Here is a 20,731-nt window from a genome sequence, read left to right as displayed (position 1 = left end):
GAGCTGGGTGAGGCGAATGTAGTGAGGAACCGGAACGACCGGACAGTCGGTGGTTCCACCGACGAACGACGTCCCCCGTTCGTGGGACGCGGCCTGTCCCTCCGCTCAGCGGCGGACGGCGTCGTTCCGAGGCTCGGCGGGGCGATGCTGGGGAACCGCCGTGAGACGACGAAGCCCCCTTGTGTGGACGGCCTCAGCCGACGTCGGGCTTCTCGCCGCGCTGGAGCGACTCGACGACCGCAGTGGCCTTCGCGACCGTGGCCGCGTCCGAGTCGCTGCCCTGGACGCGGTAGTCCGCCGAGACTCCGTCCCCGCCGGTGCCCGAGGCCGGCAGGGGGTCCCCGACGGCGACGATCACCACGCCGGCGTCGTGCGCGACCTGCACCGCGCCGGCGAGCGACGCGGGGTCGGCGGCCTCGACCAGGACGGCCTTGGCACCGCGCTGCACGAGCGCCCGCAGTGCCGACTGCTGGTCCGCCGCGGCGTCGTCGGTACCGGCCACGCGCACGTCCGGCCGGAACCCGGCTGCGGTCAGGTCGTCGCGGAAGCGCGTCGCGAGCGGCACGCCGCCCGAGGTCGTCCCCGGGGTGGCCGCACTGTGCAGCAGGACGACGCCGACGACCGCGTTCTGGTCGAAGCCGCCGTCGGAGCTCGTCAGGTCGCTGCTCTGCACGGGCGTGGGCGCCGCCGACGTCGCGCCCTGGCACCCGGTCAGGGTGAGGACCGTCGCGAGGGCGACGGCTGCGGCGACGATGCGGGCGGACACGTCGGCCACGCTACCCGTCGGCCACGGGCGATGACGGCGGCGGCACCGGCCCGAGGCGGCGGACCGCTGCCCACGCGAGCAGCGACACGACGACCATGCCGCCGAAGACGAGCGGGAACGACACGTCGGTGTCCGCTCCGCCGGTCCCGACGAAGAGCAGCCCGGTGAGCGCGAGGCCCACCACGCTGCCGGAGGCGTCCGCGATCGTGAGCGCACTCGACGCGAAGCCGTCGTCGCCCTCCCCCGAGAACCGCAGTGTGAGCATCGACGTCCGCGGGTAGATCGCCCCCATGCCCGCTCCCCCGACGAACCAGCCGACGACGAGCACCCACCACGGCAGGTCGAACGTCGCGACCGCGAACGCGGCGAGCAGGCTCACGAGCACGAGGCCGAGGCCGACGGCGAACGTCCGTGCCGCGGTCAGCCGGGCCTCCCCGAGCCGTCCGTGCAGCCAGCTCGCACCGGCCCAGCTCAGTGCGGCGACGGTCAGCGCGAGCCCCGCCGTGGACGCGGACAACCCGTGCTTCGCCTGCAGGAGGAACGGGACGTACGCCTCGCTCCCGAAGAACGACGCGGCGACGAGGCCGCGGAGCAGCACGACCGACGGCAGGCCGGGCGCGGCGCGGAACGTGCCCGTCGGCACGAGCGGTCGGAGCGCTGCCCAGGTGCCGACGACGCCGATGACCACGGCTGCGACGCGGGCCCAGGCGCCGAGGTCCGGCGCGACGTTGAGGAGCAGGATCGCGACCGCCGCGGCGACCGACCACCCGATGCGGGCGCGCTGCCACGGTGCGCGCAACTCGGCGGCGGGCGGGTGCAGGCGACGGAGGGTCGGGACGAGGACGCTGAAGCCGACGACCGCGATGACGAGCGCCCCCGCGAAGACCCAGTGCCAGTTCCAGACGTCCGTGACGATGCCCGCGAGCGCCGGTCCGACGAGCGCCGGGAGCACCCAGGCCGCGGCGAACCCGGCGAACACCGGGCCGTGCAGCTCGTCCGGGAAGATCCGCGCCACGAGCACGTAGAGGACGACGTCGATCGCTCCGGCGCCGAAGCCCTCGACGAGCCGGCCGACGAGGAACACCTCCATCGTCGGCGCGGTCATCACCACCGCGGTGCCGACGGCGAAGAAGGCCGCGGACACCCAGGCGACGACGCGCCCGCCGGAGCGGTCGGTCCAGTTCCCCGCGAGGACCATGCCCGGCACACCGGCGGCGAGCGGCGCGGCGAAGGCGAGGGCGTACAGGGTCTCGCCGTCGAGGTCGCGGCTGATCTCCGGCATGACCGTCGTCATCGCCAGGTTCTGGAACGCCGCGACCGCCACGATGGCGACCATGCCGACCGTGGCGAGTGCGTAGCGCCCGCTGAAGATGCTGGTCCTCGTCGGCGCGGCGGTGCTCACCGCACCATCCTAGGAGCGGCCACCGACGGCCGTGGGGGCGGCACGGGTCGGCCGGGAGGCTCGTGGCGGCGCCGCCACGGGCCTCCCGGCCGACCCTCAGCGCGTCAGCGCGTCAGCGCGTCAGCGGGTGAGGGCCTGCTGCAGGTCCGCGACCAGGTCGCCGGCGTCCTCGATGCCGACGGAGAGCCGCACGACGTCGTCCGGCACCTCGAGCTCGGTGCCCCGCACCGAGGCGTGCGTCATCTCGCTCGGGTACCCGATGAGCGACTCGACGCCGCCGAGCGACTCCGCGAGCGTGAACACCTCGGTGGATTCGGCGAACCGCTTCGCCGCCGCGGCCCCGCCGGACAGCGAGAGCGAGAGCATGCCGCCGAAGCTGCGCATCTGGCGGGCCGCTACCTCGTGCCCGGGGTGGTCGGCGAGCCCCGGGTAGAACACGCGCTCGACACCGGGCGCACCGACGAGCGACTCGGCGACGGCCTGCGCGTTCGCCGAGTGCCGCTCCATCCGGACCGCGAGGGTCTTGATGCCGCGGGTGGTGAGGAACGCGTCGAACGGCGACGAGATCGCCCCGGCGCCGAACTGCAGGAACGCGACCTGCTCGGCGAGTTCCTCGTCGGCGAGCACGACCGCGCCGCCGACGACGTCCGAGTGGCCGCCGAGGTACTTCGTGGTCGAGTACACGACGGCGTCGGCGCCGAGCGCGATCGGCTGCTGCAGGTAGGGCGACGCGAACGTGTTGTCCACGACGACGAGTGCCCCGGCGGCGTGCCCGAGCTCGGCGAGCGCCGCGATGTCGGCGATCTTCATGAGCGGGTTCGTCGGCGTCTCGACCCAGAGCACGGTCTTCGCGGGCGCCCCCTCGAGCGCTGCCCGCACGGCGTCCTGGTCGCTCATGTCGACCACGACGAGCTGGACGCCCCACGGCACGTGCACCCGGTTCACGAGGCGGTGGGTGCCGCCGTACACGTCGTTGCCCATGACGACGCGGGCGCCGGGCTCGAGGTAGGCGCGGAGCAGGGCGTCCTCCGCCGCGAGGCCGGACGCGAACGAGTACGCCGCGACCCCGCCGTCGAGGTCCGCGAGCAGCGTCTGCAGACCGTCGCGCGTGGGATTGCCGCCGCGGGAGTACTCGTAGCCGGCGCGCATGTTCCCGATGCCGTCCTGCGCGTACGTCGACGTGACGTGGATCGGCGGGATGACGGCGCCGGTCCCGGCGTCGGGCTCCTGGCCGGCGTGGACGGCGCGGGTGCTGAACTCGGTCATGCTGGTGCTTCCTCGGTCGTTCGGGCGGACGTACGGTCGGTGGGCCGGTCGGGCGGACGGCCGGTCACTCACTCGGACAGGGACGTGAGCAGGTCGTGGCGGGTCAGGACCGTGACGGGCTTGCCGTCCTCGACCACCAGCAGGGCGTCGACGGTCTCGAGTGCGCGGCGGGCGGCGGCGACGGACTCGCCGATGCCGATCAGCGGGAGCGGGTCGCCGACGAACGGCGTGAGCGCGTCCGTCATCGACGCGGCGCCGGTGAACACCTGCTCGAGCAGGTCCTTCTCGGCGACGGCGCCGACGACCTCGCCGATGACGACGGGCGGCTCCGCGCTGAGGACCGGCATCTGCGAGACGCCGTACTTCGACATGATGTCGACGACGTCGCGCACGGTGTCGGACGGGTGCGCGTGCACGAGGTCCGGCAGGCGGCCGTCCTTGCCCGCGACGATCGACCCCACCGTGCGCGCGTCGTCGGTCTCGGCGAAGCCGTACGAACGCATCCAGCGGTCGTTGAAGATCTTGCCGAGGTAGCCGCGGCCGCCGTCCGGCAGGAGCACCACGACGACGTCGTCCTCGGTGAGGTCACGGGCGGCCCGGAGCGCGGCGACCACGGCCATGCCGCTCGAGCCGCCGACGAGCAGCCCTTCCTCGCGGGCGAGCCGCCGGGTCATCGCGAAGGACTCGGCGTCCGTGACGGCGATGATCTCGTCCGGCACCCCGGCGTCGTACGCGGCGGGCCAGAAGTCCTCGCCGACGCCCTCGACCAGGTACGGTCGGCCGGTGCCGCCGGAGTAGACGGAGCCCTCGGGGTCGGCGCCGACGATGCGGACGCGGCCCTCGGAGGCCTCCTTGAGGTAGCGACCGGTGCCGGAGATGGTGCCACCCGTGCCGACGCCGGCGACGAAGTGCGTGATCCGTCCCTCGGTGTCGCGCCAGATCTCCGGGCCGGTGGTCTCGTAGTGGCTGCGCGGGCCGTTCGGGTTCGCGTACTGGTTCGGCTTGTAGGCGCCGGGGATCTCCCGCACGAGCCGGTCGGACACCGAGTAGTACGACTCGGGGTGCTCCGGCGGGACCGCGGTCGGGGTGACCACGATCTCGGCGCCGTACGCGGTGAGCACGTTCTGCTTGTCCTCGCCGACCTTGTCCGGCAGCACGAAGACGCACCGGTAGCCACGCTGCTGCGCCACGAGGGCGAGCCCGACGCCGGTGTTGCCCGAGGTCGGTTCGACGATCGTGCCGCCGGGGCGGAGATCGCCGGACGCCTCGGCCGCGTCGATGATCCGCGTGGCGATGCGGTCCTTCGACGATCCGCCGGGGTTGAGGTACTCGACCTTCACGAGGACGGTCGCGTGGATGCCCTCGGTCACCCGGTTGAGCTTGACGAGCGGGGTGTCGCCGACGAGGTCGACGACGGAGTTCGCGTAACGCACGCGCCCGAGTCTAGGCGGGCGTCCCTCACGCTCCCCCGGACGTGACGCCCGGCTGCAGCTGACCGGCCCGGGCCGTGATCGTGTCCGCGACGTCCTGGTGCCGCCGGTCGATCACGGCGCCGATGTCCCGGGCGAGCTGCGGGTTCGACCGGACGATGGTGTCGATCGCCTCGACCGGGACGACGAGCACCGCGACCTCGGTCAGTGCCACCTGGAAGGTCTGCACGACCTCGCGGGTGAGCGACGTCTGCCCGACGTAGTCGCCGGCCTCGACCCGGGTCGCCGGGAGCTGCTCGTCGCCGAACGGCACCCGGAGCTCGACGCTGCCGGTCAGCACGAACCGGATCGCCGTCGGGACGACGCCCGGCCGCGAGATCACCTCGCCCGCCGCGTAGCGCTCGAGCGTCACGACCTGCCGGAGCGCCGCGACGTCGTCGGACGCCAGGTACAGCGTCGGTGCGATCGAGGCGAGGGCGGCGTCCCGGCGCTCGTCCGTGACGAAGTCGTCGGTGGTGTCGCCGTCGAGTCCGAGCCCGGCGCGACGAGCGGCGTACCAGAGCCACATCCGGAACTGTGCCAGCGCCGAGCCCTCCTGCGACGGGCCGCCGACCTCGAACGAGACGGTGTAGCCCGATCCGCCCGTCGGCTCGGCCGACGGGCTCGTGCCCGGCGCGAGCTGGGGCAGGCCGGACGCGACCCGCTGGAGCAGGGCGACCACCGCTGCCGGTGCGTCGTCCGTCGTGAAGGTGACCGACGTCGAGACCGGGTACGTGCCTCCCGTCCGGCTGAGGTTCGTGAACGACGCGCCCGCGAGCGAGCCGATCGGCGTGATGAGGATGCCGTTGCCCGTGTCGAGGTGCACGGACCGCCAGTTCACCTCGACGACCCGGCCCCGCGTGCCGCCGATGTCGAGCCAGTCCCCGAGCCGGAACGGCTGCTCGAACAGCAGGAACAGCCCGGCGACGATCGGACCGACGGCGGTCTGCAGGGCGAGGGCGATGACGAAGGACCCGACACCGAGCGCCGTGAAGATGCCGCCGATGTCGGTCCCCCACACGATGCGGAACACGACCGCGAGGCCGATCGCCACGAGGATGACCCGGGCGATGTCGACGAAGATCGACGGGATCTTCTCGCGCCAGCTGCCCTTCCGGGCGTTCGTGAACAGCAGGACGTTCATGCCGTTCAGGACGAACACGATCACGAGGAAGCCGAGCACCGTCGCGATCACCTGGGTCACGACCGGGCGGGAGGGGTCGACCGCCGCCGTGACCTGCACGCTCAGGACGAGGATCGCGATCACCGGGATGACCGCGTTGCGGAGCAGGCCGACCACCTTGTGCAGCGAGTTGCCACGGCGCTGCAGGTTCGACTGCAGCTCGGTGAGGACGAGGAGGACGACCGGGAGCCCGACGATGACGACGATCGCCGGCCAGAACCACGGCTGCTGCCAGAACGGGGTCACGACTGCACCTGCTCGAGCTTCCAGATGCGCTGCGACCCGGACTGCGTCTGCACCTCGCCCGCGTCGACGATGCCCGCGCGGTCGCCGAGCTTGTCGACGACCCGCTGCGTGGCGTACACCCCCGGGGACGGGGCGATGCCCTGCACCCGGTACGCGAGGTTCACGGCGTCGCCCCACATGTCGTACACGAGGCTCGCACGACCGACGAGGCCGCTCGTCACCTGTCCGGCGTCGATGCCCGCTCGGAGCCCGACACGGGAGCCGTGCTGCCCGTTGAACCGCTCGAGCACACGCTGGGACTCCTCCGCCCACTCGACCACGCGGCGGACGTTGTCGACCCGCGGGACGCTCAGGCCGCACGAGGCGAGGTACCCGGCGCGGGTCGTCCGCACCCGCTCGATGCCGTACCGACCGGCGGCCTCGTCGAGCGAGCGCCAGATGTCGTTCACGAGCGCGAGGCTCTCCTCGGCCGAGAGCCCCTTCGCGAAGTCGTCGAAGCCGATGAGGTCGGCGTACACGACCGCGACGTCCTGGTGGTCGGCCGCGATGGTGTCGTCGCCCTGCTTGTACCGCTTCGCCACGTCCTCCGGCATCATCGTCAGCAGCAGCGTGTCGTTCTGCCGGCGCTGCTCGTCGAGGAGGTCCTGCTTCACCTGCAGGCTCCGGCTCATGTCGTTGAACGCGATCCCGAGGTCGCCGATCTCGTCGCCGGCCTTCGTCTGCACCTCGACGCCGAGCTCGCCAGCGCTCACCCGGTTCACGGCCCGTTGCAGCCGTCGGATCGGACGGACGAAGACCTGCGCGAGCAGGAGCGACAGGAGCGAGACGAGCACGATGATCCCGACGAGCGCGAGTGCGAGGTTCCGCGCGAACACGTTCACCGGAGCGAAGGCCTCGGACGTGTCCATCTGCGCGACCACCACCCACCGCAGGCCGTCGACCTCGAGCGGGGCGTACGCCGCGAGGACCTCCTTCCCGCGGTAGTCGTCCGCGATCACCGTCCCCGTCTTCCCCTGCAGTGCGCGGCTGACCGGTGTCGTGTTCACCGACTGGAGCAGCACCGATCCCTTCACCTGCACCTGCCGCTCCGCGATCGCCGGGGCGGTCCCCGCCGCGATGACGTCCCGCTCGTACTGCCGCGGGTGCTGCAACAGCTGCCGCGGGTACGAGCGCATCAGACGGTCGTCGCCGACGAGGTACGACTCCCCCGTGTCGCCGAGGCCGTCCGCCTTCCACCCCTGGTCCCCGGTCATGATGTCGCTGATGAGTGCCAGCGGCACCTGCACCGCCATCACACCGATGATCTTGCCGTCCTCACCGACCGGCGACATCACCCAGAGCGTCGGGACGTTCAGGCTCGGGACGTACCGCTGGAAGTCCGTCACCACGAAACCGTCCGAGCTCGTCAGCCGGAGCGCGTCGCGGTACCCGGTCGCGAGGTTCGACTCACGGTACGGACCGTCGTCCAGGTTCGTGCCGAGGTCCGCCCCCGAGTACGCCGAGTAGACGACGTCTCCGTCCGTGTTCATGAGGAGCAGGTCCTCGTACCCGACCGTCTCCACCGCCTGCTTGAAGTACGGCTGGTACTCGGCGTGGGCCCTCGACCATGCGCTGCCGTCGCCGGCGTCGTCCTGCGCGATCGCCTCGTCGTAGTCGGTGAACGGCGCCGTGTACCGGGCCTGGAGGTACGCCTGCGGGTCGGACGTCGGCGCGAACTGCTGCGGGTCGGCCGTCCCACCGGACGCCTTGTCCAACTGCGGCACGAGGGTGTCTGCGTACCAGTCGTCGACCTTCTGCCGGTCGTCGTCCGACGCCGGACGGCGCTGCAGGTCGTCCCAGCCGGACTCGAAGGCCTTCGTCGCGCCGATGACGCTCGCGTTCCGGGTCTGCGCGACCACGGTGTCGGTGAACTGCGCGAACGACCGCTTGAGCTCGGTGATCCGGGCCTCCCGGAGCGAGGTCACCTGGTTGAGTGCGGCGGCCTGGAGGGAGTCGCGGCCGTTCACGTACCCGACAGCCCCGACGACGAGCGCCGCCACGACGCTCACCGCCAGGAGCATCACGAGGAGCTTCGACTGGACGTCGAGGGAGCCGCTCGTGAGGAACGCGCGGAAGCGTCCACTGCGCCGCGGGGTCGTGCCGCCCGTGTTGGTCCGTTCGCGGTCATGGTCGCGGGGGTCGCGCTGGTCGAGCGGGTCGCGCTCGCGGGCACCATCCGACGGTGGGATCGGGTCGGTCGGGGACGGGGCATCGGTCACGGAGGACTCCGTTCGGGCGGCGCGGATCAGGAGGCACTGCTCGGGTTCTGATCCAGAGCTACCACGCGAGGAAGCGTCGTGTCCGGCTCGGTCCGGTATCCGGTTCACGCGGGACGGGCACCGGGTGCGCGACGACACGTGTCGCGTTGTCGCGGCCTGTCCGGGCGCGGGCCGGCCCACGGCGGACGGGAGGCGCGGTGCCCGCCCGCCCCGTCGACACGCTCACGCCGTGGCGGACGGGAAGCACGGTGCCCGCCGGCGCGGCTGACGCTGTGACTGACGGGAGGCAGGGTGCCAGCCCGCCTCGCCGCCACGGCCGACGCCGTGGCGCAGTGCAGGCACGGTGACCGTCCGCTCCGCCGGCGCGGCCGACGCCGTGTCGGACGGGAGGCACGGTGCTCGCCCGCCCCGCCGGCACAGCTGACGCCGTGGCGGACTGCAGGCGCGGTGCCGGCCTGACCCGCCGGCGCGGCTGACGCCGTGGCGGACGGGAGGCGCGCTGCCCGCCCACGCCGTGCCTCCCGGCCGACCGCGCGGACGCGTGCTCCGGCACGCCCGCGGCGGTCAGGCGCCGACCGGCAGGTTCTGCTGGCGGTGGAGGGTCGCGTACGTCCCGCCGAGGTCGAGGAGTTCGTCGTGCGTCCCCTGCTCCACGATGCGCCCGTGGTCGAGCACGAAGATGACGTCGGCGTCCCGGACCGTCGACAGTCGGTGCGCGATCGAGATGGTCGTCCGGCCGGCGGCAGCGGTGTCGAGCGCCGTCTGCACCACCCGCTCGGAGATCGAGTCGAGTGCGCTGGTGGCCTCGTCGAGGACCAGGACGGGCGGGTCCTTCAGCAGTACGCGCGCGATCGCGATGCGCTGCTTCTCGCCGCCGGAGAGCCGGTAGCCCCGCTCGCCCACGATCGTGTCGTACCCGTCCGGGAACGACGCGATCGTCTCGTGGATGTTGGCCGCGCGGGCAGCCCGTTCGAGTTCCTCGTCCGTGGCGTCCGGTCTGGCGTAGCGGAGGTTGTCGCCGATCGACGCGTGGAAGAGGTAGGTCTCCTGGCTGACGATCCCGACGTGCCGCATCAGGTCCTCGTGCTCGATGTCGCGGACGTCGGCGCCCGCGAACCGCACACTGCCGTTCGTCGCCTCGTACAGCCGCGGGACCAGGTACGACACCGTGGTCTTGCCCGCCCCGGACGGCCCGACGAACGCGGCGAACTGCCCGGGCTGGAGTTCGAAGGAGACGTCCCGGAGCGTCGGGTTGTCGGGCTCGCCGTCCGGGTAGGCGAAGGTCACGTGGTCGAACGCGACGTGCCCGAGCCGGGACTCGTCGACCGGCTTCGCCGTCGGGGAGTCGGTGATCGCCGGTTTCAGGTCGAGGTACTCGAAGATCCGGGCGAACAGGGCGCCCGACGTCTGGAGGTCGAGCACCACGCGCAGCAGGCCGACCGTCGGGAAGAGCAGGCGGGACTGCACCGTCGTGAACGCCACGATCGTGCCGGCCGTGATCGGGACGTCGCCGATGATCAGCCAGGCCGCGACGACGTAGATGATCGCGGGGATGATCGACAGGAAGATCTGCACGATCGCGAAGAACCACTGGCCGGACATCTGCTGCCGGACCTGGAGCTGGATCTGGTTGCGGTTCTCGTCGCCGTACCGCTGGGTCTCGCTGCGCTGCTGGTTGAAGCTCTTCGCGAGGAGGATGCCCGAGACGCTGAGCGCCTCCTGGGTGATCGCGGTCATGTCCGACAGCGACTCCTGCGTCTGGGCGGCGATGCGCGCCCGGACCTGTCCCACACGGCGTTGGGCGATCACGAGCAGCGGGAGCAGCACGACCGCGACGAGGGTCATCTGCCAGCTGAGCAGCAGCATCGCCACGACGGCCGCGATCACCGTGACGGTGTTGCCGAGCACCGAGGAGATCGTGTTGTTGAGGACGCTCGCGACGCCGCCGACGTCGTTCTGCAGCCGCGACTGGATGATCCCGGTCTTGGTGCGGGTGAAGAACGCGAGCTCCATGCGCTGCAGGTGGCCGAAGAGCCGCATCCGCATCGCGCCCATGACCTTGTTGCCGACCGTCGCGGTCAGGTAGGTCTGCCAGACGCCGATGCCGGCGCTCGCGATCCACAGGCCGACCATGCCCGCCACCAGGGCGTAGAGGACCGGGAGGTCGGGACCTCCACCGCCCTTCGGGAACAGCCCCTCGTCGAAGGCGCGCTGGGTCAGGAGCGGCGGGATCACGGACAGCGCCGCGCCGACGAGGACCAGCACGACCGTCAGCACGATCGACGCACGGTGGGGCACGAACAGGCCGGAGATGCGGTGCAGCAGGTGCGGGATCCGGGGCGCCTCGGCGTTCGCGGCCTTCTGCGCGGCGTGGTCGCCGCTCGAGATCCGACCGCCCCCACGCGGACCCCCGCGAGCGCCGTGTCCCATGCTCATGCGCGCTCCTCCCGCTTCGATCCCTGCAACCGTACCGCCGCGCGGTGACACCCGCGCGGTGTCCCGGTTTGACCCCGCACGGGGGGCGTGCCACCATCGTGCGTCCCCGTCCTGCCACCCCGAGGTCCCATGTCGTCCGCGCAGTCCCCCGTGTCCCTCCGGCAGCAGCTCACCCGCCGCAAACCGATCGAGGACCTCCAGGCCGAGGCCGCCCAGGGCGTCAACGGTGAGCCGCTCCGCCGCTCCCTCGGGGTCTGGCACCTCACGATGATCAGCGTCGGCGCCACCCTCGGCACCGGGATCCTCGTCGTGCTCGGCACCGCGGTCCCGCTCGCCGGTCCCGCCGTCTGGATCTCGTTCGTCCTCGCGGGTGTCGCGGCGCTGCTCTCGGCCCTGTCGTACGCCGAGATGGCCGGTGCGGTGCCGACGTCCGGGTCGAGCTACTCCTACACGTACGCGACGATGGGCGAGGGCATCGCCTGGGTCTGCGGCTGGTGCCTCGTCCTCGAGTACGCCGTGTCGGTGGCGGCGGTCGCGGTCGGTGCGAGCGAGTACGTCGACGAGACCCTGCGCGTGTTCGGGCTGCACCTGCCCGCAGCGATCTCCTCGCCGCCGGGCGAAGGTGGCCTCGTCAACCTGCCGGCGGCGGTGCTGGTGCTCCTCGCCACCGCGATCCTGCTCCCCGGCGCCCGCGAGAGCGCCTGGGTGAACACCCTGATGGTGATCGTGAAGATCGCGCTGCTGGTGTTCTTCGTCGTGGTGGCCTTCACCGCGTTCCGGGCCGGCAACTTCGAGCCCCTCGCACCGATGGGCGCCGCCGGCGTCACCGCGGCGGCCTCGCGCCTGTTCTTCTCCTACATCGGCTTCGACGCCGCGTCGACCGCCGGAGAAGAGGCGAAGAACCCCCGCCGCGATCTCCCCCGCGCGATCATCGGCTCCATCGCCCTCATCACGGCCCTGTACATCCTCGTCGCGATCGCGGCGATCGGCGCTCGCACGTGGACGTCCTTCTCCGACTCCGAGGCGTCGCTCGTCCGGATCGTCGTCGAGGTCACCGGCCAGCCCTGGGTCGCGCTGGTGTTCTCGGTCGGTGCCGTGATCGCCATCGCCAGCGTCGTGCTCACGGTGCTCTACGGGCAGACGCGCATCCTCCTGACGATGGCGCGCGACGGCCTCGTGCCGAAGGTCTTCGGCCGGGTGTCACACCGCACGGGCACCCCGGTCGCGAACACGCTGATCGTCGGCATCGTCGTCACCGTGGTCGCCGCCCTCGTCCCGCTCGGTGAGCTCGCCGACGCGACGAGCATCGGCACGCTCGTGGCCTTCGCCCTCGTCAACGTCTCCGTGATCGTGCTCCGCCGCACGCAGCCCGGGCTCGAGCGCTCGTACCGGGTCCCGCTCTTCCCGGTCGTCCCCGTGCTCGGGACGCTGTGCTGCGTGCTGCTCGCGGTGTTCCTCGGCGCCGGCACGTGGATCGCGTTCGGCGTGTGGATGCTCGTCGGCGCCGCGCTCTACCTCCTCTGGGGCCGCCGCCACAGCAGCCTGCGCTGACGCGGCCCGCGGCCCGCGGCCCGCGGCCCGCGGCCCGCTAGCCCGAGTCTCGTGGTGAGCGACACCTCTCGCGCGTCGGAGCGCGAGACACGTCGCTAACGGCGAGACTCACCATCGCCACGCGGAGACTCGTCCCGCTGGCCCCGAGATCCGTCCACACCGCTGTCGTTCTCCGCGCCGTCCCCAACTCGGAGCGATCGCACCCGCGGCGCCCCCGGCGGCGAGACGCTACGTGCATGAGCACAGCACAACCTCGACTCCTCCGAGCCGACGACCGCGCACGATCACGCTCGCTGCAACGACGCCACCGTGCCGGGTTGCTCGTCCGTGTGACCGACGGCGTGTACGTCGATGCCCCGGCGTGGCACGCGATGACCGCGGTCCAGCGGCACCTTGCAACGGCGCGGGCGCTCGCTCCAGCGCTGCGGTCGACCGCGGCGTTCTCCCTCCTCACCGCGGCGATCGCCCTCGGATGGCCGCTCGTCGGCCGTCCGCCGGACCGCGTCCACGTCACGGATGCTCGGACGGTCCGGACAGAGCACCGCGCGCACCTCGTGCGACATGCAGGCGAATCGGCTCTCGATCATCGGGCCATGACCCTGGACGGTGTGCCGATCACCGGTGCGTTGCGGACGGCGGCCGACCTCGCTGCGACCGTCGAACCCGCGGTCGCGGCAGTAGCGATCGACCACGCAGTCCGCACACGACTCATCACGGTCGACGACTTCGTCGCGGCGTCGAGGCTCCGTCCGCGGTCGCACGGTGGCCGAGGCGCTCGACCCGCTCCACGAGTCTGCCGGTGAGTCGTACACAGCGACCCGGACGGTGGAGATCGGACTCCCCCGGCCCGTTGCGCAGCACGAGTTCCGGGTCGAGGGCGGCCACGCAGACCGCGTCGACTTCTGGTTCGAGGAGCTCGGAGTCGTGGTGGAGTTCGACGGCAAGCAGAAGTACGTCGACCGCGAGTTGCTCGGCGAGCGGAGTCCCGAGGAAGCACTCTGGAACGAGAAACTCCGCGAAGACCGGCTGCGCAGCGTCTCCCCGGTCCGGACCGTCGTGCGTCCGACGTGGTGGCACCTGGTCGATCCCGACAGACTTCGCGCGCTGTTCCGGCAGCACCGTGTGCACTGGTGAGCCCACGAGTCTCGCCGCACCGTGGGCGAGTCTCGCCGTGAGCGACACTTCTCGGGCGGATTGCCGCAAGAACTGTCACTCAGCGCGAGACTCGGCCAGCCGCGCACCGCACCGCCAGCCGCGCCCCGCGCACGACGAAGGCCGCCGCCCCGAGGGGCGACGGCCTTCGTGACCGAACGGTCGAGACTACGCGAGCTCGATCGTGGCGCCGGCGCCCTCGAGCGTCTCCTTCGCCTTGTCAGCGGTCTCCTTGTTGACACCCTCGAGGATCTTGGCGTCGGCGGTCTCGACGAGCGCCTTGGCCTCACCGAGGCCGAGCGACGTCAGGCCACGGACCTCCTTGATGACCTGGATCTTCTTGTCACCAGCGGACTTGAGGATGACGTCGAACTCAGTCTTCTCCTCAGCGGCCTCGGCCGGGGCAGCTGCACCGGGGGCGGCGGCAGCGGCGACCGGGGCGGCCGCGGTGACCTCGAAGACCTCTTCGAACTTCTTCACGAAGTCCGAGAGCTCGATGAGCGTGAGCTCCTTGAAGGCCTCGATGAGCTCGTCCTGCGAAAGCTTCGCCATGATTTTCTCCTACTTGCTAATGCGTGGTGTGGTTGTGGAACGCGTGCCTGATCAGGCCGCGGACTCCTGCTTCTCGCGGAGGGCGTCCACGGTGCGGACGGCCTGCGAGAGGGGTGCCTGGAACAGGTACGCAGCACCGAACAGCGAGGCCTTGAAAGCGCCGGCGAGCTTGCCGAGCAGCACTTCACGGGACTCGAGGTCGGCGAGCTTGTCCACCTCGGTCGCGGAGAGCGGGTTACCGTCGAAGTAACCACCCTTCACCACGAGCTCGGGGTTCGCCTTGGCGAATGCACGCAGCGACTTCGCGACGGCGACGGTGTCACCGTGGACGAAGGCGAGAGCGGACGGACCGGCGAGCTCGTCGTCGAACGACGAGATGCCGGCGTTGTTCGCCGCGATCTTGGTCAGCGTGTTCTTCACCACGGCGTACGTGGCGTGCTCACGGATCGAGTTGCGGAGCTCCTTGAGCTGCGCGACCGTGAGACCGCGGTACTCGGTGAGCAGAACGGCGTTCGAGCTCTGGAATGCTTCCGTGAGCTCGGCGACCGCAGCTTCCTTGTTCGCCATGGTTCTCCTTGGGGGTTTCTTGCCGGTAGCCCCAGGCCCACGAACGAAAAAAGCTCCGGCGCACAGAGGCTCGGAGCTGCCCCCACCGGAACGGCGGGAGTGGTTCGGAACACCTGCGCGGGATGCCTCACGTTGGAGGACCTTCGGTCACTGCGCGAGCGCAGCGACATCCGGCGGTCTTTGGCTTCGAGAACTGTAGCAGACGCCGTGGGCGTCACCAAACGACGGACTGGAGGCACGGGGCGGACCCGCACCGTGCCTCCCGGCCGTCAGGTTGTCGCGGGAGCGGCGTCGGGCGTCGCCGACCAGTCGGTCAGGTCGCCCCCGGCCGACGCGTCTGCCGCGCCACCGTCGGCCGCCGACGGCGGCGCGATCGGCAGGTGCACCGTGAACACGGTGTCGCCCGGCTCGCTCGTCACCTCGACCCGCCCGCCGTGCGCCTGCACGACCGCGTCGACGATGGCGAGCCCGAGCCCGGTCGACCCGACCGTGCGGGAGCGCGAGCTGTCGGCGCGGGCGAACCGTTCGAAGAGCTTCGGCAGGAACTCCGGGTCGATGCCCTGCCCGGTGTCCCGCACGGTGAGGTCCACGCCGTCGGCGGCCCGGGCGATCCCCACCGTGATGCGGGTGCCCTCGGGGGTGTGGGTCCTGGCGTTCGTGACGAGGTTGACGATCACCTGGTGGAGCCGTGCTGCGTCGCCGAGCACCTCGACGGGCTCGTCCGGCACGTCCACCTCGATGACGTGCCCCGGCGACGCGGCGTGGGCGTCGTTCACCGCGTCGAGCACGAGTCCGGTGAGGTCGACGTCGTCGAACTGGATCTCCCGGCCCTCGTCGAGGCGCGCGAGGAGCAGCAGGTCCTCGACCATGCTCGTCATCCGCTTCGACTCGGACTCGATGCGGCTCATCGCGTAGACGACGTCCTCGGGCAGGTCGGCGCCCATCCGACGGGTGAGCTCGGCGTAGCCCCGGACGGACGCGAGCGGCGTGCGGAGCTCGTGCGAGGCGTCCGCGACGAACTGCCGGACCTTCTGCTCGGAGCGCTCCCGGGCCTGCATGGCACCGCCGATGTGCCCGAGCATCCGGTTGAACGCGGCACCGACCCGACCGACCTCGGTGCGGGGGTCGGCGTCGGGGACCCGCACGTCCTGCAGGGCGTCGCTGCGCTCGAGGGGCATGCGGGCGACGGCGGACGCGGTCTCCGCGACCCGTTCGAGCGGCCGGAGCGAGCGCCGCACCACGACGGCGGCGACGACGGACCCGGCGACGAGGGCGAGTCCGACGACCACCACGACCACGAGGAGCAGCGACCAGACGCTCTCGTACACGGGCGACATCGGCAGCCCGACGACGAGCACGGCGTTGCCGACGACGGGGTTGTCGACCTGCACGGCCGCGACCCGGTACTTCCCGAGCGCACCACCGAGGTCCGTCGTCGCGGGTTCGACCCCGACCTTGACCTGCCCGAGCCGCTGCAGTTCGTCCGTCGTCAGTTGCGAGCGCGAGCTGTCCTCGTTGATGACGATGCCGGCCGCCACGCCGCCCGTGCCGTAGTAGGCGGTCAGCGTGCCCGCCGCCTGTCCGAGCGGTGCCAGGGCGTCGTCGTTCGGCCGCTGCCCGTTCTGCCCCTGCTGTCCCTGCCCGAACTTCGTGCTCGCGCGCTCGGTCGCCTTCGACAGCTGGGAGTCGATGGTGCCGGTCTGGATGGACGCGAGCGCGATGATGCTGCCCGCGCCGATCACCGCGCTGACGGCCACGACGAGGGCGACGATGCTGAGGACCAGCCGTCGGCGGAGGGTCACTGCGCCGGACCTCAGGACGTCGGCTTGATGACGTACCCGACGCCGCGCACGGTGTGGATCATCGGGGTCTCGCCGGCGTCGATCTTCTTGCGCAGGTAGGAGATGTAGATCTCGACGACGGAGCTCTTGCCACCGAAGTCGTACGACCACACGCGGTCGAGGATCTGCGCTTTCGAGAGCACGCGGCGGGGGTTCCGCATGAGGAAGCGGAGCAGCTCGAACTCGGTCGCGGTGAGCTCGATCGGTCGGCCGGCCCGCGAGACCTCGTACGACTCCTCGTCGAGCACGAGGTCACCGACGACGATGCGGGAGTCGCCCGCCTCGGAGATCGAGATCTGCGAGCGACGGATGAGGCCGCGCAGCCGTGCCACGACCTCCTCGAGCGAGAACGGCTTCGTGACGTAGTCGTCGCCGCCGGCGGTCAGGCCGGTGACGCGGTCCTCGACGGAGTCCTTCGCGGTGAGGAACAGCACCGGGGTGTCGTCGTTGTTCTGGCGCAGCCGGCTGAGGACCTGCAGGCCGTCGAGGTCCGGCATCATCACGTCGAGCACCATCGCGTCGGGCTTCCACTCCCGCGCGGTGGTCAGGGCGTCCTGTCCGCCGTTCGCGCTCTTGACGTCCCAGCCCTCGTAGCGGAGCGCCATGGACAGCAGGTCGGTGAGGCTGGCCTCGTCGTCGACGACGAGGATGCGCAACGGGGATCCGTCGGCACGCGTGAGGCGCGGGGCTGCGGCAGGCTGGGAGATGGTCACGTACTCGAGTATCGAGAGTTTCCTATGAGCGCTCTGAGATGCACCGATGCGCCGACTGTGGATCGCTGATCAGCCCGACAGCGCGGACCCGGACGCGCGCTCGGGGAACGCTCCGTACGGTGACGACGTGCTGCACTCCTCTGCTTGGTCCGCGGCTGCGCGCGACGTCGACGTCCGGGACGTGCTCCCACCGGCCTGGAGGCACGACGCGCCCCCGGCGGAGCGGCTGGCGGTCGCGCAGGCGGTCGCCGCCACCGCCCCGCTGCTGTCCGCGGGCACGGCGGGCCCGGCCTTCGCGGTGCTCGCGGGGCTCGCCGCGGTCGACGTCGCGCTGGCGCGCACCGTCGAGCCGCACCTCGACGCGCTCGGCATCCTCGCCCAGGCCGGCGTCGACGCACCCGAGGGGTCGACGTGGGGGGTCTTCGCCGCCGAGGCACCGGGCGTCCGGGTCACGGCGGACGTGACCGACGACGGCGTCGCCGTGCTGTCCGGGACGAAGCCGTGGTGCTCGCTCGCGTCGTCGCTCTCGCACGCGCTCGTCACCGCCCACGTCGGCGAGGAGCGGCAGCTGTTCGCGGTCGACCTCCGGCAGAGCGGGGTGACGGTGCACGATGAGGCCTGGGTCGCCCGTGGCATGCCGGACGTGCCGAGCGGGCCGGTCGACCTCGACGCGGTGCGGGCGACGCCGGTCGGGGCACCCGGCTGGTACCTCACCCGTCCGGGGTTCGCGTGGGGTGGCATCGGCGTCGCGGCGTGCTGGTGGGGCGGTGCGGTCGGGCTCGCCCGTGTGCTCCGGTCCCTCGCGGCGTCACGGCAGGACTCCGAGCTGCTGCAGGCGGAGCTGGGTGCCACGGTCGCCGACCTCGCGGACGCGGAGGACGCCCTCGCCGACGCGGCCGCACGGATCGACGCCGCGGCCGGTGCCGACTCGGCCGATGTCGTCGTGGATTGGTCGTTCGAGGCGCAGGTCGTGCGGTCTCGGGTCCGACGCGCGGTCGACGCCGTCCGACAGCGGGTCGTCGCGACCATCGGCCCGGCGCCGCTCACCGCCGACCCCGTGGTCGCGGCGCGCGTGGCGGACCTCGAGCTCTACGTGCTGCAGGACCACGGCGCGCGCGACCTCGCCCGGGTCGGCCGTGCGGTGCTCGACCGTGGCGGTGTCGCGTGGTGAGCTTCGACCACCGGGAGCCCGGGACCGACCCGGCGCGGTGGACGTCCTTCCTCGACACGGTCCGCGCCGAGCCGGTCGACCCGGGCCGGTTCGACGCCGTGCTCGTGGTCGCGCCGCACCCCGACGACGAGACCCTCGGCGCCGGCGGCCTCGTCGCGACCGCGGGCGACCGGGGGCTGCCCGTCGAGGTGCTGCTCGTCACCCGCGGCGAGCGCTCCCACCCCGACTCGCCCACCACCGGCGAACAGGACCTCGGCGCGCGTCGGGAGCGGGAGTTCCGGGACGCGCTGGCGGTCCTGGACCCGGCAGCGGCGGCGACGTCGCTCGCGGTGCCGGACGGCGGTGTCCGGGAGCACGCCGAAGTGCTCCGGGCGGCGCTCCACGAACGACTCACCGCCGCACCCGGACGGGTGCTCGTGGTCGCACCGTGGCGCGGCGATGGGCACCGCGACCACCGGATCGCGGGCGAGGTCACGGCCGCCGTCGTCGCCGACGCCCCACGGGCAGCCCTGCTGGAGTACCCGGTCTGGGCCTGGCACTGGGACGACCCGGACGCCTCCTCCGCACCCTGGGACCGTGCTCGCGCGCTGGCGCTGTCGTCGGACGTGCTCGACCGGAAGCGCGCCGCCCTCGCCGCCCACCGTTCGCAGACCCGGCCGCTCTCGCCGGCCCCGGGCGACGAGGCGATCGTGGACGAGCGGCACGCCGCGCACCACCTCCGGCCGACCGAGTGGTTCTTCGCGCCGGACGCCGCCCCGGTGTCCCGCTCGCGGGAGTCGTTCGACGCGCACTACGCCCGCAAGCCCGAGGGCTGGGACTTCGACGGCTCCTGGTACGAACGGCGGAAGCGGGCGGTGACGGTGGCCGCGCTCCCCCGCGAGCGGTACCGGTCCGCCCTCGAGCTCGGCTGTGCCACCGGGGTGCTCACCGCGGCCCTGACCGAGCGGGCCGACCGGGTGCTCGGCACGGACATCTCCGAGGCGCCGCTCGCCCGGGCGCGGGTCCGTGCGCCGGGGGCCCGGTTCGTGCGGGCCGCGCTCCCCGACGAGTGGCCGGACGGACGCTTCGACCTCGTCGTGCTCTCCGAGATCGGCTACTACCTCGCTCCGGCGGACCTCGACCGCACGATCGACCGGGTCCTGGGTTCGCTCGACGACGACGGGGTCCTCGTCGCCTGCCACTGGCGGCACCCGGACGACGGGGCGGTGTCCGACGGCGACACCGTCGACGCCCGGATCGCCGGACGCTGGCCCCGGCCAGCACTCGTCCGGCACGTCGAGGAGGACTTCGTGCTGAGCGTCCTGCCCGGTCCCGCGGTGTCCTCGGTCGCCCGTTCCGAGGGGCTCGTCCGGTGACGCGCCTCGACGTGGTCGTCCCAGCGCACGACGAGGAGGACACCATCGCCGCGTGTGTCGACGCGCTCGCGGCCGCGGTGCGCGAGCTCCACCGGGAGCGGCCCGCCGTCGAGGTCGGCGTCACGGTGGTCCTCGACGGGTGCACGGACCGCACCGCGGAAGCCCTGGGGGCTCGGACCGCGGCCGACCCGACCTGGCGGAGCACGACGCTCGACGTCGTCGTCACGGCTCCGGTCGGGGTGGGGCGGGCGCGCAGCACCGGCGCACGCCACGCCCTCCGTGCCGGCGGACCCGACGCGGAGCACTGGCTCGCGCACACGGACGCGGACTCGCGGGTGCACGGGGCGTGGCTCGTCCAGCAGGCCGACGCCCTCGCCGCCGGGGCCCACGTGCTCGTGGGTGCCGTCGTCCCGGAGCCCGACGACCTCGAACCGGCCGTGCTCGCGAGGTGGCGGCTCGCACACCCGCCGGGCGCGACGCTCGGTCACGTGCACGGCGCGAACCTCGGCGTGCGGGCCGATGCCCACCGTGCGCTCGGCGGCTTCGACCCGGTGCCCGAGCACGAGGACGTGCGGCTCGTGGAGCGGGCTCGGGCGCTCGGTCTCGACGTCCGGGCGACGACGGCGTTCCCGGTCGTGACGAGCGGACGGTTCGTCGGCAGGACGCCCGGGGGCTACGCGGAGCACCTCCGCATGACGTACGGCGACGCCGGCTGAGGCTTCATCGGATCTTCTTGGGATCCGGCAGCACGGCTCATCGACTGCCTCCCTACGGTCTCCTCGTCCCCAACACCGAGGAGAACC

The 20,731-nt window shown here is 72.3% G+C and carries 17 protein-coding genes; 6 read left to right on the top strand and 11 right to left on the bottom strand.

Annotated features, from left to right (window positions below; genetic code table 11):
- Positions 1-193: 193 nt before the first annotated feature.
- From QPJ90_RS10885 to QPJ90_RS10855, 7 genes are all read right to left on the bottom strand, one after another.
- The gene (locus QPJ90_RS10885; protein ID WP_290131250.1) at positions 194-766 is read right to left on the bottom strand and encodes a substrate-binding domain-containing protein; all 573 of its coding nucleotides are present in this window, start codon (positions 764-766) and stop codon (positions 194-196) included.
- 10 nt (positions 767-776) lie between these two features.
- Entirely contained in the window at positions 777-2,168 is a 1,392-nt protein-coding gene (locus QPJ90_RS10880; RefSeq protein WP_290131249.1) for an MFS transporter, read from the bottom strand.
- A 120-nt stretch (positions 2,169-2,288) separates the two neighbouring features.
- Positions 2,289-3,434, bottom strand: a complete 1,146-nt coding sequence (locus tag QPJ90_RS10875; RefSeq protein WP_290131248.1) for a cystathionine gamma-synthase — start codon at positions 3,432-3,434, stop codon at positions 2,289-2,291.
- Positions 3,435-3,502: 68 nt separating this feature from the next.
- Positions 3,503-4,867 carry a cystathionine beta-synthase gene (locus tag QPJ90_RS10870; RefSeq protein WP_290131247.1) on the bottom strand — a complete coding sequence of 455 codons (1,365 nt, stop codon included), beginning with the start codon at positions 4,865-4,867 and terminating at the stop codon, positions 3,503-3,505.
- 25 nt (positions 4,868-4,892) lie between these two features.
- A complete protein-coding gene (locus QPJ90_RS10865) occupies positions 4,893-6,332 on the bottom strand; it encodes a mechanosensitive ion channel family protein (protein WP_290131246.1) in 1,440 nt (479 codons plus the stop codon).
- Positions 6,329-8,590 (bottom strand): adenylate/guanylate cyclase domain-containing protein, encoded by a 2,262-nt coding sequence (locus QPJ90_RS10860; protein WP_290131245.1) that lies wholly within the window; start codon positions 8,588-8,590, stop codon positions 6,329-6,331. Before QPJ90_RS10860 ends, QPJ90_RS10865 begins: the two co-directional genes overlap by 4 nt.
- Positions 8,591-9,154: 564 nt before the next feature.
- Complete coding sequence (locus tag QPJ90_RS10855) at positions 9,155-11,020, bottom strand: ABC transporter ATP-binding protein (RefSeq protein WP_290134213.1); 1,866 nt, start codon at positions 11,018-11,020, stop codon at positions 9,155-9,157.
- Positions 11,021-11,155: 135 nt separating this feature from the next.
- Between QPJ90_RS10855 and QPJ90_RS10850 the strand changes: the two genes are divergently transcribed.
- From QPJ90_RS10850 to QPJ90_RS10840, 3 genes are all read left to right on the top strand, one after another.
- Positions 11,156-12,577 (top strand): amino acid permease, encoded by a 1,422-nt coding sequence (locus tag QPJ90_RS10850; protein ID WP_290131244.1) that lies wholly within the window; start codon positions 11,156-11,158, stop codon positions 12,575-12,577.
- A gap of 236 nt (positions 12,578-12,813) precedes the next feature.
- A complete protein-coding gene (locus tag QPJ90_RS10845) occupies positions 12,814-13,380 on the top strand; it encodes a hypothetical protein (RefSeq protein WP_290131243.1) in 567 nt (188 codons plus the stop codon).
- A 22-nt stretch (positions 13,381-13,402) separates the two neighbouring features.
- Positions 13,403-13,711 carry a hypothetical protein gene (locus QPJ90_RS10840; RefSeq protein WP_290131242.1) on the top strand — a complete coding sequence of 103 codons (309 nt, stop codon included), beginning with the start codon at positions 13,403-13,405 and terminating at the stop codon, positions 13,709-13,711.
- A gap of 186 nt (positions 13,712-13,897) precedes the next feature.
- On the opposite strand, the gene rplL is transcribed toward QPJ90_RS10840, so the two are convergent.
- From rplL to QPJ90_RS10820, 4 genes are all read right to left on the bottom strand, one after another.
- A complete protein-coding gene (gene rplL / locus QPJ90_RS10835) occupies positions 13,898-14,281 on the bottom strand; it encodes a 50S ribosomal protein L7/L12 (RefSeq protein ID WP_290131241.1) in 384 nt (127 codons plus the stop codon).
- 51 nt (positions 14,282-14,332) lie between these two features.
- Positions 14,333-14,848 carry a 50S ribosomal protein L10 gene (rplJ, locus tag QPJ90_RS10830; protein WP_290131240.1) on the bottom strand — a complete coding sequence of 172 codons (516 nt, stop codon included), beginning with the start codon at positions 14,846-14,848 and terminating at the stop codon, positions 14,333-14,335.
- Between the two features lie 269 nt (positions 14,849-15,117).
- Complete coding sequence (locus QPJ90_RS10825) at positions 15,118-16,650, bottom strand: HAMP domain-containing sensor histidine kinase (protein WP_290131239.1); 1,533 nt, start codon at positions 16,648-16,650, stop codon at positions 15,118-15,120.
- 11 nt (positions 16,651-16,661) lie between these two features.
- A complete protein-coding gene (locus QPJ90_RS10820; protein ID WP_290131238.1) occupies positions 16,662-17,402 on the bottom strand; it encodes a response regulator transcription factor in 741 nt (246 codons plus the stop codon).
- 127 nt (positions 17,403-17,529) lie between these two features.
- On the opposite strand from QPJ90_RS10820, the gene QPJ90_RS10815 reads away from it, so the two are divergent.
- Genes QPJ90_RS10815 through QPJ90_RS10805 form a run of 3 tightly spaced genes read left to right on the top strand, consistent with a single transcriptional unit; the run spans position 17,530 to position 20,644 of the window.
- Complete coding sequence (locus QPJ90_RS10815; protein WP_290131237.1) at positions 17,530-18,573, top strand: acyl-CoA dehydrogenase; 1,044 nt, start codon at positions 17,530-17,532, stop codon at positions 18,571-18,573.
- Positions 18,567-19,928 carry a PIG-L family deacetylase gene (locus tag QPJ90_RS10810; protein ID WP_290131236.1) on the top strand — a complete coding sequence of 454 codons (1,362 nt, stop codon included), beginning with the start codon at positions 18,567-18,569 and terminating at the stop codon, positions 19,926-19,928. The genes QPJ90_RS10815 and QPJ90_RS10810 overlap by 7 nt, the downstream gene beginning before the upstream one ends.
- Complete coding sequence (locus tag QPJ90_RS10805; protein ID WP_290131235.1) at positions 19,925-20,644, top strand: glycosyltransferase; 720 nt, start codon at positions 19,925-19,927, stop codon at positions 20,642-20,644. Before QPJ90_RS10810 ends, QPJ90_RS10805 begins: the two co-directional genes overlap by 4 nt.
- Positions 20,645-20,731: the final 87 nt, after the last annotated feature.

The organism is Curtobacterium sp. 458, from assembly GCF_030406605.1.
Taxonomy (GTDB): Bacteria; Actinomycetota; Actinomycetes; order Actinomycetales; family Microbacteriaceae; genus Curtobacterium.
The sequence above is the reverse complement of the archived record's forward strand: the minus strand, read 5'-3'. Positions and strand labels throughout refer to the sequence as shown.

Coding starts and splice junctions, on each gene's coding strand:
- QPJ90_RS10875 (WP_290131248.1), bottom strand. CDS start 3,434: ATGACCGAGTTCAGCACCCGCGCCGTCCACGCCGGCCAGGAGCCCGAC.
- QPJ90_RS10855 (WP_290134213.1), bottom strand. CDS start 11,020: ATGGGACACGGCGCTCGCGGGGGTCCGCGTGGGGGCGGTCGGATCTCG.
- QPJ90_RS10850 (WP_290131244.1), top strand. CDS start 11,156: ATGTCGTCCGCGCAGTCCCCCGTGTCCCTCCGGCAGCAGCTCACCCGC.
- QPJ90_RS10845 (WP_290131243.1), top strand. CDS start 12,814: ATGAGCACAGCACAACCTCGACTCCTCCGAGCCGACGACCGCGCACGA.
- rplL (WP_290131241.1), bottom strand. CDS start 14,281: ATGGCGAAGCTTTCGCAGGACGAGCTCATCGAGGCCTTCAAGGAGCTC.
- rplJ (WP_290131240.1), bottom strand. CDS start 14,848: ATGGCGAACAAGGAAGCTGCGGTCGCCGAGCTCACGGAAGCATTCCAG.